Annotated in this window: 8 protein-coding genes; all 8 read right to left on the bottom strand. The window is 74.1% G+C overall.

What is annotated here, in order from left to right; translation table 11 throughout:
* Positions 1 to 146 precede the first annotated feature (146 nt).
* The 8 genes from ACFFHU_RS05260 to ACFFHU_RS05225 are packed head-to-tail and all read right to left on the bottom strand — an operon-like array spanning position 147 to position 11,838.
* On the bottom strand, positions 147 to 1,070 hold the full coding sequence (locus tag ACFFHU_RS05260; protein ID WP_377336282.1) for an ATP-grasp domain-containing protein: 924 nt from the start codon (positions 1,068 to 1,070) through the stop codon (positions 147 to 149).
* Positions 1,067 to 2,407: an MFS transporter gene (locus ACFFHU_RS05255; protein ID WP_377336280.1), complete on the bottom strand. Its 1,341-nt coding sequence runs from the start codon at positions 2,405 to 2,407 to the stop codon at positions 1,067 to 1,069. Before ACFFHU_RS05255 ends, ACFFHU_RS05260 begins: the two co-directional genes overlap by 4 nt.
* Positions 2,408 to 2,425: 18 nt before the next feature.
* Positions 2,426 to 3,262, bottom strand: a complete 837-nt coding sequence (locus ACFFHU_RS05250; protein ID WP_377336278.1) for a family 3 encapsulin nanocompartment shell protein — start codon at positions 3,260 to 3,262, stop codon at positions 2,426 to 2,428.
* 21 nt (positions 3,263 to 3,283) lie between these two features.
* Positions 3,284 to 4,006, bottom strand: a complete 723-nt coding sequence (locus tag ACFFHU_RS05245) for a sulfotransferase-like domain-containing protein (protein WP_377336276.1) — start codon at positions 4,004 to 4,006, stop codon at positions 3,284 to 3,286.
* A 10-nt stretch (positions 4,007 to 4,016) separates the two neighbouring features.
* Entirely contained in the window at positions 4,017 to 5,000 is a 984-nt protein-coding gene (locus tag ACFFHU_RS05240) for an aldo/keto reductase (RefSeq protein ID WP_377336274.1), read from the bottom strand.
* 36 nt (positions 5,001 to 5,036) lie between these two features.
* A complete protein-coding gene (locus ACFFHU_RS05235) occupies positions 5,037 to 8,984 on the bottom strand; it encodes an amino acid adenylation domain-containing protein (protein ID WP_377336272.1) in 3,948 nt (1,315 codons plus the stop codon).
* Between the two features lie 14 nt (positions 8,985 to 8,998).
* On the bottom strand, positions 8,999 to 10,165 hold the full coding sequence (locus ACFFHU_RS05230) for an NAD(P)/FAD-dependent oxidoreductase (protein ID WP_377336270.1): 1,167 nt from the start codon (positions 10,163 to 10,165) through the stop codon (positions 8,999 to 9,001).
* Positions 10,165 to 11,838 carry an AMP-binding protein gene (locus ACFFHU_RS05225; RefSeq protein WP_377336268.1) on the bottom strand — a complete coding sequence of 558 codons (1,674 nt, stop codon included), beginning with the start codon at positions 11,836 to 11,838 and terminating at the stop codon, positions 10,165 to 10,167. Before ACFFHU_RS05225 ends, ACFFHU_RS05230 begins: the two co-directional genes overlap by 1 nt.
* Positions 11,839 to 12,097 lie beyond the last annotated feature (259 nt).

The raw sequence follows: 12,097 nt of genomic DNA, 5'->3' as shown, positions 1-12,097 counted from the left end.
GACCAGCCAGACGAGCGGTATGCCGGAGAGGAGTAATCATTCCTCTCCGGCATACCGCTCGCGGAGACTGTCGCGGCCGGTGAGGTGACGCCGGGTGATCGGGGCCGGGACCAGGCCGATTCACGGCCGGCGCGGCTGGCCGGCGATCAGACGGGCGCGACCGGCGCCGGACCGGGCGCGCGCTGCCGGTCCGCGGTCCGCACCGCGAGGTCGTACATGGCGGTCATGGCCCGCCGCTGCGCCTCCGGACCCAGCAGGTAGAGGCCGCCGGGCACGTTGTTGACCTCGATGATGAGGAAGCCGTCGGCCGTGGGCATCAGGTCCACCCCGGCGATCGTGATGCCCATGGCCCGGGCGGCCCGCCGGGCCAGCTCGACGAGCTCCGGGGTCGGCTCGTACGGCTCGGCCTTGGCCCCCAGCCCGACGTTGGCCCGCCACTCGTCGCCCTGCGGCACCCGGTGCACGTTGAACACGTCCTCGTCGCCCACGATGGTGATCCGGACGTCTCCGCCGAGGCTCGGCACGTACGGCTGGCACACCAGCTCGCCGTACCGGGCCAGCATCCCGTGCACCAGCTCGTCCTCGCGGGGCAGCTCGAGCACCCGCTCCACGTCGTGCCCGCCGAAGCCCCAGGCGCCCTTGAGCACGATCGACCCCCACCGGTCGTACGCCGAGCGCACCTGCTCGTACGTCCGGCAGCCGCAGGTGGGCGGCACCGGCAGCCCGGCGTGGCCGAGCTGGTGCATCATCCCGAGCTTGCTCTCCGCGGAGATGAACTCGGCCACCGGGTCGAGAATCGGCACACCCGGGATGTTGCTGGCCAGGCTGAGCCGTTCCACGTCGGCGCGCCAGCTCTCGGTGCGCAGCTGGGCGCGGGAGATGAGCACGTCGAACGAGCCGGCCGGCTCCCCGCCGAGGGTGAGCGTGAGCCCCCGCTCGGCGGCCACGCACTCGATCTCGTCGAGCACGAACAGCGTCACCTCGTGGCCCAGCTCGCGGCCGAGCTCCACCATGGTCGGGATGTCCACGTCCACCTCGCCGTGGTCCCAACCCAGAATGCCGATCTTCACAGCGCCTCCACCTCATCGGATTGGTCCCGCGCTGGCCGTGCCGACCCCGCCGGCCCTGCCGACCCCGCCGGCTCCGCCAGCCCCGCCGGTCTCGCCGGCGACGCTGGCTCCGCCGGCGACGCTGGCTCTGCCGGCAGCAGGGGGCCGCCGGCCAGCGCGGTCCCGGCGGTGAGCAGCCCGAAGGCGACGGTCACCAGGTACGCCACGCCGCCCGCGGACCACCGGTCGACCAAGAACCCGCCGGCCAGGTTGCCGGCGGTCATGCCGAACGCCATGGCGCTGGTGAGCCAGAACGAGGCCTCGGTGAACGCGGCCGCCGGGACCACCCGCTGCATCAGCTCCATGGTCGTGACCAGGGACGGCGCCAGCACCACCCCGGCCAGCACGAGCAGTCCGGCCAGCGCGGCCACGCCGGAGGCGAACACCAGCGGCACCAGCACCAGCACCATGGTCGTACCGAGCACGGCCAGCCGCCGGGCCAGCGAGGCCCGCAGCCGCAGCCCGCCCAGCACCAGGCCGGCGGCCATGCTGCCCACCCCGAACAGCCCGATCAGCAGGCCGGCCAGGCCGCGCTGGCCCAGCCCGCTGGCCCGGGCGATGGTGACGATCTCCATCGACCCGGTGATGCCGCCCAGCCCGAACACCACCGCGCAGAGCAGCCGCAGCGCGGCGTTGCGCAGCACCCCGGCCCGGGGCGCCGCGCCGGACCGGTGTGGTTCGGGCTGGCTGCCGCGCTGGGCGGCCAGCGCCAGGGTGCCCAGCACGGCGCAGGCCAGCACCACGAGCAGGCCCGGCACCGGGCCGAGCCCGGTGGCCACCAGCGCCACCAGGATCGGACCGAGGATGTAGACCAGCTCGGTGGTGGCGGCCTCGAAGGCGTACGCGGTGCGCAGCAGCTCGGTGCCGGCCAGGATCCGCGTCCACCTGGCCCGGACCAGTGGCCCAGCCACCGGCATGGTGCCGCCGCAGAGCAGCGCCAGCGGGACCAGCGACCAGTCCGGCGCGCCGGCCGACACCGCGAGCACCATCCCGGACAGCGCCAGCCCGAAGGCCACCGTCGTCACCACCAGCACCACGGCCTGCCCGTACCGGTCGACCAGCCGGCCGGCGACGGGGCCGCAGACGCCGCTGGCCAGCACGACCGCCGCGGCCACCACGCCGGCCACCCCGTACCGGTCGCCGTCCGCGGTGATGGCCAGGATCAGGCCCAGCCCGAGCATCGCCGTGGTCAGCCGGGAGAAGAACCCGGCCGTGACGAACCCCCCGGCGCCGCGCGCACCGAACACCTCCGCGTACGGGCGGACCGACCGGCTCAGGACCGTCCGCGCGCTCGACATGCCGGCCATCGGACCGCCTCAGGCCGGTACGACGTGGAAGAAGTGCGTCGGCAGGTGCACGGCGAGCCCCTCGTACACCTCGGCGCAGACCGCGAGACCGGGCTCGGCGAAGGTCCCGTCCGGCGGGGTGGCCACCTTGATCACCGATCGGCCGCCGTCCAGCAGCTGCGCGGCCACGGCGAAGTCGCCGACCAGGGCGCAGCCGGGGGCCACCATCCGGGTACGGACGATCTTGGTGCCGTTGCGGGCCAGATCCGCCAGCACCGAGCCGTGGCCCAGCAGCTGGAAGTAGTAGTCGGCCGGGTTCACGATCATTGCGTGCGCGGTGGCCCCGGTCTGCTCGATCTCGTTGCACGCGGCCAGCAGGCCGGTCCGGTAGTCCCCGCGGTACGGCAGCGCCGCGATGTCCGGGTGGTTGAGCAGGCCGTGCGGGCCGATGGTGAGGGCCTGGTTCTCCGCTGTGGCGAGCCGGACCAACAGCCGGTAGTCGAGGAACCGGGCCAGCCCGTCGCGGTCGGTGGTGAGCTCCTCGGGCACCTGGACCCAGCCCTGGATCGGGTACACCCGGGCCTCGCTCATGCCGAACCGGAACGCGGCCTCGCGCCGCAGCCCGGACTCGCTGACCCGGTCGGCCTCCGCGCTGCTCGGGCGGGACTCACCCCAGTGCCGCACCGAGCCGGCCGGCGCGTCCCGCTTGCTGAACAGGTTCCGTACGGTGAGCCGGGGCCGCTCCTGGGTGGGCTTGAAGGCCTCGGTGACGGTGAAGTCGAAGGTGACCTCGGCGTGCTCGCCGTCCTTGGCGTACGCGTCGGCGAACAGTTCGCCGGGCGAGCGGTCGTCGTCGGGGGTGGTCATCGGAACTCCTTCGGGCAGGGGCTAGAGGGCGTGTTCGACCAGTCGTTCGTAGAAGGGCAGGTGGTGCTCGTAGTACGAGCGCAGCAGCGGGTCGTTGGCCACCGTGACCTCGAACCGCTTCTGCGCGGGGACGAAGCCGGTGCTGGCGATGGCGTCCAGGTGCCAGCGCCGGGTCTTGGCGAACTCCGGCCGGTCCTCCGGCTGCCAGGACAGCGCCCCGGGCAGGTACGACAGCCCGACCCGGGCGCAGTACGCCGAGACGGTCCCGGCCGGGTCGGCGAGCAGCCGCTCGGCGGTCACCACCACCGGCCGGGCGCCGGTGACCCGCCAGGCGTGCTTGAACAGCTCCCACTGGTGCTCGTACCCGATGTTGCCGAGGCTGACGTCGGGCTTGAGCGCGCGGTGCGAGTTGATGGTGCGTTCCGGCTCGCGGACGATGAACGTGTGCGTGAGGTCGCGCAGGTCGTCGGGGTGCTCGAAGAGGTGGTCGTACCGGTATTCGAGGGTGTCCTTGACGAACACCGGCCGTTCGGCCGCGGCGGCCCGCAGCGCGGCGAAGACCTCGGCCGGGCGGCGCGCCACGGTCTTTTCGGCCGGCGCCGGCGCGGGCAGCGTGACCTCGCCGAAGTCGGTGAGCGTGACCAGCGGCTCGTGCACGACCGTGAGGTCGCCGCGCTGCATCATCATCCGGGTGAACGCGGTCGAGACCGACCGCGGGTGCGCCCACATGGCGATGATCGTCACGGTCGTCCCCTCACATCGACCAGGCGGTCGGCCGGCGGTCCCACCGGTGCGCCCGCAGCGCGTCGAGCAGCCCGTCCGGCAGCGGCCGGCCGTCGCTGACTCCGAGGTTGGCGTCCACGTGGGCGCGCTTGCGCATGCCGGGGATCACCGTGCTGACGGCCGGATGGCGCAGGATGAACCGCAGCGACAGCTCCGGCAGCGTCATGCCGACCGGCAGCAGCTCCTTGAGGGCGTCGGCGCGGGCCACCGTGGGGCCGAGGTTTTCCGGTCCGAAGTAGACGGCCCGCCAGTCCTCCTCCGGAAAGGTCGTGTCGGCGGTGAGCGCCCCGGTCAGGCCGCCCTCGTCGAACGGCACCCGGGCGATGATGGCGATGCCGTCCCGCTGCGCCCGGTCGAACAGCTCGTCCTCGGGCGCCTGGTCGAAGATGTTGTAGATGACCTGGATGGCGTCGACCAGCCCGGTGTCGATGGCCCGCAGGCAGTTGGCCGGCTCCCACCGGTTGACGCTGATGCCGAACCCGTCGATCACCTTCTCGGCCTTGAGGTCGGCGATCGCGGTCTGCCACCGCTCGTCGCCGGCCCAGCGGTCCTCCCAGACGTGGAACTGCATGAGGTCGATCCGGTCCACGCCCAGGTTCTCCAGGCTGCGGTAGGTGTACTCGCGGATGTGGTCGGCCGGGAACACGTCGTCGAGGGTGTCGCCGGCTCGCGGCGGCCACTCCCGGTTCTTCGGTGGGATCTTGGTGGCCACGTGGATCCGCTCGCCGGGATGGTCGGCCAGCAGCCGGCCGAGCAGTTGTTCGCTCACCCCGCGCCCGTACACCCAGGCCGTGTCGAAGAAGTTGCAGCCGAGCTCGAGCGCCCGCTCGAGGCAGCCGGGCGCGGTGTCGTAGTCCCAGCCGGTGAAGCCGCCCGGACCGCCGCCGATGCCCCACATGCCGTAGCCGACCTCGCTGACCCGCCAGCCGAGCCGACCCATCGATCGATAGTGCACTGTGCCGTCCCTTTCGCAGTGTCCTGCCCGGATGCGTCAGACCCGGGCCAGGTGGTTCTGGTAGGCCCCGATGGCCGCCGGCAACCAGACCGGCTCGACGCCGGCCCGGTGCGCCAGGGCCGCGCCCTCGGCGCGGTCGAACAGCCGCGGGTTGTCGGCGAGCAGGTCCTCGACCCGCCACCGTGACCCGTCGGCGACCAGCGCCCGCACCAGCTCCAGCGCCGGGTCGTCGCCGGCGGCCTCGTCGAGGGCGCCGAGGAAGTCGACCGGGCTCAGCGGCTTGAGCGTCCCCGTGCCGTTGATCACGCCGGCGAAGTCCACCGTCACCGGATGGAAGAGGTGCAGGGACCGGCCGCGGACCAGCGGATCGAACACCCCGCCCAGCACGGTGGCCGCCACATGGTCGGCCGGGGTGTAGTCGGTGGGCAGCGGCACGTCCGGCACGGCGCCCAGCCGACGGCAGCCCGTCAGCAGCAGGTGGGTGAGCGCGCGGCGGTTCGGGAACCCGGTGTCGCCGGCCGGCATCACCTCGCCGGGGCGGTAGACCGTCACGGCCGCGCCCCGGTCCCGAGCCTGCGCCAGCAGACGCTCGGCGGTCCACTTGGACCGGCTGTAGCCGGTGGTCGGCACCACGGCCGCGGCCGGGTCGAAGTCCTCCCGCACCGGTTGGTCCCGCCGGCGGGCCGTCGAGTCGAGCACGCCCAGCGTCGAGATGTGGTGCAGCGGCTTCGCCCGGCCGGTCTGGCACAGCCGCAGCATCTCCAGCGTCCCGAGCACGTTCGCGTTGCGGTGGGCGTCGTAGTCGAAGAGGAAGTTGACCAGGGCGCCGGCGTGCACCACCGCGTCGACCGCGTCGGCCAGCCGCCGCCAGGCCGTCGTGCTCAGGCCGACCGCCGGCCGCGCGAGGTCGCCGGCCACCCCGACCAGGCGATCCGCGTACGCCCCGCGCCACAGGCCCTGTTCGGTGAGCGCGCCGATCACCCGGTCCCGGGCGGCGCGGTCGTCGACGGCGCGGCACAGCGCGTACACCCGCAGGTCGGTGGTGGCCAATGCCTCGTGCACGATCCGCGAGCCGACGAAGCCGGTGCCGCCGGTGATCAGCAGGGACCGCGGCGGGCGCTCGTCGGGGACCGGCCGGATGATCAGCTCGGCGGGCAGCGTGGCGTCGCGGAACAGGTCGGGTACGTCGTCCGGCACGCCGCCGGGCCCCGCCGACCCGTTGGCCGGCACGGATGGCGCCGATCCGTTGGCCGGCACGGGCGAGCCCGGCCGGGACCGTGCCGGCGGCGCCGGCGCGGCCGCCGCCCCCGGCGCGGCCGCCGCCCCCGTGCCGGCCCGCCGGAGCGGATCGCCGAGCCGGGCCAGCTCGCGCTCGGCCAGCAGGGCGGCCAGCCCGCCCGCCGTGGGCGCGGCGTACAGGTCCTTGATCTGCACCTGGTGGCCCTGGCCGCGCAGCGCGAGCACCGCCTGCAGGGCCCGCAGCGAATCGCCGCCGGAGCGCAGGAAGTCGGCCTCGGCCGGCAGCTCCGGCACGTCCAGCACCTGCCGGAACACGGCCAGGACCCGGTGCGCCACGTCGGCCACCGAGGTCACCGCGGCGCCGGGAGCGGAGCGGCCGGCCACGAGCGCCGCCAGCGCCCGGCGGTCCACCTTGCCGTGACCGGTGAGCGGCAGCTCGGCCAGGATCACGTACTGGCGGGGCAGGTGCGCCCGGGGCAGCGCCCGGGCCAGGTGCTGGCGCAGCGCCACCTCGGTCACGGCCGGCTCCGCGGCCACCACGAGCGCCAGCGCCTTGTGGGTGCTGCGGGTGGCCACCAGGGCCTTCGCGTCCCGGACCCCGGGCATGGCCTGCGCGGCCGCCTCGATCTCGCCCAGCTCGATCCGGATCCCGTCGATCTTCACCTGGGCGTCCCGCCGGCCGCCGAAGAACAGCCGCCCGGCCGGGTCGAACCAGCCCAGGTCGCCGGTCCGGTACAGCCGGTCGCCGGGCAGCTCGGGGAACGGGTTCGCCACGAACGCCCGGGCGGTGCGCTCCGGGTCGCCGAGGTAGCCGGCGCCCAGGCAGGCGCCCCCGATGAGGATCTCGCCGCGGCCACCCGGCGGCAGCAGGTTGGTCCGGCCGTCCACCACCACCGCGTAGCAGTTGTCGATCGGGCGCCCCAGCGGCACCTGGTTGCCGTCCTCCTCGCTGATCGGGTGGAACACCATCCCGATGGACGCCTCGGACGGGCCGTACCCGTTGGTGACCGCGAGCCCGGGCAGCAGCCGGCGCAACCGGTGCACGGCGGCCGGGCTGATCTCCTCGCCGCCCACCACGAGATGCCGCAGGCTGCGGATCCGGTCCAGCGCCGCCGGATCCGATTCGACCAGCGAGACCAGCATGTTGAACACGCCCGGCACGAAGTCGGTGACCGTCACGCCCTGCCGCACGATGTTGTCGACGGTGTCCTCGAGGTTGAGGTAGTCGCCCTGGCGGGGGATCACCGTGCGGGCGCCGGTGGTCAACGGCCAGAAGAGCTGCCAGACGGACGAGTCGAAGGTGTGCCGGCTGTTCTGCAGCACCACCTGCTCGGCGGGCGCGGCGAAGTAGCGGGTCATGAACCGGAACCGGTTGACCAACCCGCGGTGCAGGTTGACGGCGCACTTCGGGGTGCCGGTGCTGCCGGAGGTGTAGATGCCGTAGACCGGCGCCTCCGGATCCACCCGGCCGGCCGGCCGTTCCGCCGACGGCACGATGTCGGCGATGTCCACCACGTACGTCCCCACCGGGTGTTCCACGGCCACGTCCCGGGTCAGCAGCACCAGCCGGGGCGCCACCACGTCGATGGCGGTCCGGATCCGCTCGGCCGGCCAGACCGGGTCGAGCGGCACGAACGCCGCGCCGAGCTTCATCAGCGCCAGGTACGCCAGCGGCATCTCCAGGCAGTTGGTCATGGCCACCGGAAGGATGTCCCCGGCCACCACGCCGCGGGCCGCCAGCGCCCGGGCGAGGCCGTTGGCCAGCATGTCCAGCTGCCGGTACCGCAGCGTGCGGCCGTCGAAGGTGATGGCCCGGCGCAGCGGCGTCCGGTCGACCTGCCGTTCGAGCAGCTCCCGTACCGACACCGGCGGGCCGTGCTCGACGGCCCGACCGGCCAGCTCGGACAGCAGCCGGACCCGGGTGGCCGCCGTGACCCCGGGCAGCGTGGCCGGGGTGGCCTCGGTGGCCTCGGTCGGCTCCGCCGCCTCGGTCGGCTCGGTCGGCTCCGCCGCCTCGGTCGGCTCGGTCGGCTCTGCCGGCTCGGTCGGTCCGGCCGCGGCCAGCAGCCCGCGCAGCAGCTCCGTGAACGTCTCGACCACCGCGTCGCGCTGCGGCGCCCACGGGTCGTCCGGCGGGCAGACCAGCTCGGCCCGGGGCTCGCCGTCGAGGCGTACCGACAGCACCGGGCCGGCGGGCGGCGCGGCGCCCGGTGCGGCCGGCGCCAGCGCGACCTCCAGCGCCGGCCGGTCCGCCGCCGCCGGTTCGGCAGCCACCGGTTCGGCCGATGTCGCGGGGTTGGCTGATGTCGCGGGGTTGGCTGATGTCGCGGGGTTGGCTGATGTCGCGGGGTTGGCTGACGCCGCGGGGTTGGCCGATGTCGCGGGGTTGGCTGAAGCCGCGGGGCTGGCTGATGCCGCGACGCCCGCCGCGCCGGGTTCGGCGGTCGCCGGCGTGAGCAGTTCCGCCATCAGCGTCAGGGCCCGCCGCACCGGCAGGTCCCGGAGCCGGTCCGGCCGCTCGGGCAGGGTGAGCCCGCCGCCGGACCGGGTGATCCGGACCGCGCCCTCCCGGTCGAACCGGGCCAGCGTCTCGACGGCGGCCAGCGCGACGGCGGCCAGCGCCACGGCGGCCGTGGCGCGGGGCGGCGGGACGGGTTCGCCGTCCGGTCCGCCGGATCGGGCGGCGGCGCCGGCCGGCTGTTCGCCGTGGCCCGCCGGGCTCGATCCATCCTTGGTGGTGTTCAACTCCGGTGCCCTTCCTACGGTGAATGGGCGGGCGAGCGGTGGGCGGTGGGTTGCCGGGGCGCGACGACCTCGGCCAGCCCGGCCAGCGGGCCGTCGGGCGCGGTCCCGGTGACGGCGGCGGCCAGCAGCCGGCCGCACGCCGGCGCGAGCTGGATGCCGTACCCGCCGAGCCCGGCCAGCCAGTGGAAGCCCTTGGCGGCCGGGTCGGCGCCGATCACCGGAATGTCGTCGGGGGTCGACGTGCGCAGCCCGGCCCACCGGTGGGTGATCCGCCGCACCCGCACGGTGGTGGCCTCCTCGAACCGGTGCGCGGCCAGCGCCACGTCCAGGTCGTCCGGCCGTACGTCGCCGGCCGGCACCGGGGTCGAGTCGGCGGGGGAGAGCAGCAGCCGGCCCGACTCCGGCTTGAAGTAGAAGGTGTCTGTCACGTCGGTCACCATCGGCCAGCGCGTCACGTCGTACCCGTCGGGCGCGGGCGTGACCGCCACCGTGCGGCGCCGGGAGACGAGGCCCTGCGGAGCCGCCCCGGCCAGCCGGGCCAGCTCGTCGGCCCAGGCGCCGGCGGCGTTCACCACGATGGGCGCGGCGAACGTGCCCGCGTCGGTGTCCGCGTACCAGCTGCCCCGGCGCCGGGCCAGGGCACGTACCCTGGCCCCGCACCGGATCTCGCCGCCGGCGGCCCGGATGCCCCGGACCATTCCCGCGTGCAGGGCCGCCACGTCGAGGTCCATGGCGGAGGGGCGCAGCAGCGCCGCCACGAACCGGCCCGGGCGGACCACCGGGCACAGCTCGCGGACCTGCCCCTCGTCCAGCCGCTCGACCCCGCCCCGGACCCGCCGGCCGGCCTCGTAGGCCCGGTCGAACACGTCCTCGGCGCCCGGCGGGCAGAGCGCGAGCACGCCGCGCGGCGCCACCAGCGGGCCGTCGAATCCCGGCGGCGGTGTCCGGAGGAACGGCCAGCTCGCGGCCGTCATCCGGCGGACCGCCGGATTCCCGAAGTACTCCGAGAAGTGCGCGGCCGACCGGCCGGTCGAGTGGTACGCCGGCGCCGGCTCCATCTCGAGCACCCGGACCCGTCCCAGCGGGGCGAGGAAACAGCCGGCGACCACGCCGGCCATCCCCGCACCGATCACGAGCACGTCGCTCGAGACGCCGACCCCGCCGTCGACGTCGTCGCGCATCAGTCCTGGCCGCCGACCAGATGCTCGACCCGCTCCCGGACCACCGACCGCAGCACCTTGCCGAGGGAGTTCCGCGGCAGCGCGTCGGTGACCTCCACCCGGTCGGGCCAGTTCTCCCAGGTCATGCCGACCTCGTCCAGGTACTTGTTGAGCTCGTCCACGGTCGGCGGGGCGCCCTCCGGAACGATCACCGCGCAGAGGCAGTCGGCGCCCGGCACCTCGGTGTCCGGGTAACCGGTCAGCACCACCTCGCGAACCCCGGGGTGGCGCAGGATCACCGCCTCGACCTCGAGGGTCGGCACCTTGTTCGCCCACCGCCGGGTGATCAGATCGACCCGACGGCCGGTGATCCGGATGCCGTCGCGGCCGTCCGGCCGGGCCATGTCGCCGGTGTCGAACCAACCATCGGCGTCCAGCGACCGCTGGTAGATCTCCCGCTGGTTGAGGTAGCCCAGGCACTGGGCCGCGCCCCGCACCAGCAGCTTGCCGATCTCGCTGCCGGATTCCGCGTCGATCCGCAGCTCCATCCCGGGCACGACGGAACCGTCGCTGTTGGCGGCCCAGCCCGGCGGATCGTCCGGAGACGTCACCGTCACCCCGCCGTTCTCGGTCATCCCCCACAGCGCGCCCAGCTCGACCCCGAGCACCTCGCGGGTGTCGGCGATCAGCTGTGGCGGGATGGGCGCCGAGCCGGAGATCAGGTGCCGCAGCGAGGACAGGTCGCGCGGCCTGGACCGCTGCTCGGCCAGCATGCCCAGCACGAACATCGGGGCGGCGTACCCGAACGTGACGCCGTGCTCGGCCACGCAGTCCAGCAGCAGCCCCATGTCGCTGTCGTCCTGCATCACGCAGGTGCCGCCGAGGACCAGCGACATGTACGCGGCGAAGGTGAGCCCGGCCATGTGGGTCAGGTAGTGCGGCACCGCCACCACGGACTGCGCGTCGAGGTGGTAGCGGTGGGCCAGCGCGAGGGTGCCGGCGTACAGCGTGTTGTAGCTGTGCGCCACCGCCTTCGGCGCGCCGGTGGTGCCGGAGGTGAACAGCAGCAGCGCCGCGTCGTCCGCGTCCGGCGCCGGGATGTCCCGTACCCGGTGCGTCCGCTCCCAGGCGGTGTCCACGAAGAACTCGTCGAAGTCGATGAGGTCCCGGCCGGCCGGGCTCTGCGCGCGGACCGCGCTGGCCGGGTCGGCGCGTACCACGACCCGGCGGGCGAGGCTCTCCGGCGCGACGTCGTCGAGCCGCTGGATGTAGTCGGCGCCCGAGTAGGTGTCCGGCACCACGCACACCTTGGCCCGGCTGCCGGCGAGCACCTGGCCCAGCTCGCGGGCGCCAAGGGACGGCACGATCGGGGCGTTCACCGCGCCCACCCGGGCACAGGCCAGGTAGAGCGGCGTGAGCATCCACCAGTTGGGCAGGTGCACGGCCACCACGTCGTCGCGCCCGACGCCGAGCTCGACGAGCGCGGCGGCGAACCGGTCGACCGTCTCATCGAGCTGCCGGTAGCTGATCGTCCGCTTCGGACGGTGGGTGCCGTAGCTGATGATGGCGGTCTGGTCGGGGTTCTCCCGCACCGCGCGGTCCAAATCGTCCAGGAAGGACCCGTCCCGCCACCAGCCGTTCTCCCGGAAGTACGCCGCAGTTTCGGCGGACGGCCGTACCAGCGTGTCCCACATGCCGGTCTCCTCTCAACCGGACGGTGACGCCAGCACATCCGGCGTCATTGCCGGAATTTGGGCAGCATTGATCAATGATCTTGACCATTTAAGATCTTGCCCCCCATTCCCGGGGGTCACCATACGGCTAACTGGCGGGTAGCAAAATGGCTCGGCGCAGAGCGGTCCGATCCGTCCGTTCGTTGCCGGTGTGCGATCCACCGTCCGGTGGAGACGGTGCTCGCCCGACCGGCTCCCGGGCGTATGCGGGCGGCTCGAA

Origin of the sequence: Plantactinospora siamensis (genome assembly GCF_042434095.1) — a bacterium.
Classification (GTDB): domain Bacteria; phylum Actinomycetota; class Actinomycetes; order Mycobacteriales; family Micromonosporaceae; genus KBS50.
This window is presented reverse-complemented; position numbering and strand designations above follow the sequence as displayed.